We start from the raw sequence: 2,001 nt of genomic DNA on the forward strand, positions 1-2,001 counted from the left end.
TCCCACATTGTTATGAATCCTTTTGTTCCGCGAAAGATATTAAATTGACGCATATTAAAGACTTAATTAAAGTCTCATATGTATCTGAACTTATTCAACTGGGGATAAAATCCGCCACGGCGGACTACTTAACCCACCACTTTTTCCGTATCTCCTCAATCTCTTTTTTCTCTTTTGACTCTTTCGTATCTTTCCCTTTCTCACCAATCTTTTTAAGCTTAGCATCAGGGAGTTTAGAAAGTTTTATAACCTCTTTTTCCAGATATTCTTTGGTATTAAGCGTTGGATCGTCCAATACTTCTTCCAAGAGAGCATACAAGATAAAACCGATTCTTGGGCCCGGCTTCTCGCCGGCAATTTCCATGATCCTCGCTCCGTCAATCTTCAACATCCCCACAGTGACAGGCGCTCTCATCGCTTCATCTATCATAGATTCATATTTACGAAGCCTGTAAGGGGTCTCTTTAGGCCTCCCCATCCCTATCCTATCGCAGAAACGCACCTTCATTAGATCCCACACATTTTCCGGTCCGACGTTTCTCACAATCCTGCGAACAGCCGAGAGTGTGATCTGTTCAACATCTGAAAAGAAAAGATGATAACGGACAAGCTTCGCGATAGTATCAATGTCCTTTTTAGGAAACTTAAGCCTAGCCAAAATCTTAACGGACATCTTCCCCCCTATTACATCATGTCCATAAAAGGTAAAGTCTTTCTTCTTCTCGTCTCGTCTTCTTGATTTTGGCTTACCAACATCATGAAGCAGGGCCGCAAGCCTTATATTTAAAGGAAAATCCTTATCCGCCGAGTGCTTCAACGCCTTTATAGAATGTGTCCAGACATCATAAATATGATCTTTGTTTTGTTCCACATTAAATCCCTCCTCTATCTCCGGCATGACAAATTTCAAAAGACCCGTTTCACGTAGAATATCCATCCCCTTGTCTGGATTCTTTGACATTATTATCTTTATAAATTCATCACGGATTCTCTCTTTAGCGATTTTGTCCATTACACTAGATGTAGAACTAGCTAACCTCTTAATGGCTTCTAATGTATTATCCTCAATGTTAAAACCGAGCTCTGTTGCAAAACGTACAGCCCTCATCATTCTTAGCGCATCCTCTGAAAAACGATCAACAGGGCCGCCGACAGCTTTAATCAACTTATTTTTCAAATCTTTCTGCCCGTCAAAAAGATCTATAATCTTACCTGAAACAGCCTCTAGCGCCATAGCATTAATCGTAAAATCCCTTCTTTTCAAGTCGTCCTCAATGTTATTCGTGAAACTTACCGAATCAGGATGACGTTTGTCAGAATACTTGGCCTCCATTCTATATGGAGTTATCTCAACGTTTCTTAATGTTTCATCTTCGTCCGCCGTGGCGGATTCATTAACCACACTAACTGTCCCGAATTTATTTTCATAAAAAGTCTTTGGGAAAAGACTTACAATCTGTTCCGGAGTAGCATTTGTAGTCACATCCCAATCCTTTGGCTTCTCCCCTCTTAGAAGATCACGCACGCAACCACCGACCAAATAAGCTTCAAAACCGGCCTTTTGCAAAGTTTCGGTTACATATGAAACCTCTTTAGGGATATTAAAATTAGTCTTCTTAGGCATTTATATATTCTACTCTAAAATTGATTTTTTGCTAAATTTGTTTTATTGTTAACAGGTAACTGCATAAATTTTATGCATAAAAATGCGCTCGTAGCTCAATGGATAGAGCACCTGGCTTCGGACCAGGGGGTTGTGGGTTCGAGTCCTGCCGAGCGCATAGCGAAGAGAAAGCAAACTGCTTTGCTTTCGTCAGGACGAGAAAGGATTTTCGTTATGAACGAGCCTAAAGGCGAGAGAATCGAAAATCACCTGGCTACGTGGTAGCCGAGTCCTGCCGAGCGCATAGCGAGGAGAAGAATGAGGTTCGTCGTGTACTACTAAAGAGTACACGACGCCCTGTACCCTTTAGTGGTACAGGGCGAGTCCTGCCGAGCGCA

Annotated in this window: 1 protein-coding gene and 1 tRNA gene; one reads left to right on the top strand and one right to left on the bottom strand. The window is 41.7% G+C overall.

All coding sequences use genetic code 11. The features are described from left to right. Positions 1 to 124 precede the first annotated feature (124 nt). The gene (locus tag NUV40_00855; protein ID MCR4342437.1) at positions 125 to 1,624 is read right to left on the bottom strand and encodes a CCA tRNA nucleotidyltransferase; all 1,500 of its coding nucleotides are present in this window, start codon (positions 1,622 to 1,624) and stop codon (positions 125 to 127) included. A gap of 84 nt (positions 1,625 to 1,708) precedes the next feature. On the opposite strand from NUV40_00855, the gene NUV40_00860 reads away from it, so the two are divergent. After that, positions 1,709 to 1,781: transfer RNA gene (locus NUV40_00860), tRNA-Arg, on the top strand. Positions 1,782 to 2,001: the final 220 nt, after the last annotated feature.

The sequence above is a fragment of the Patescibacteria group bacterium genome, assembly GCA_024654625.1.
GTDB lineage: Bacteria > Patescibacteriota > Minisyncoccia.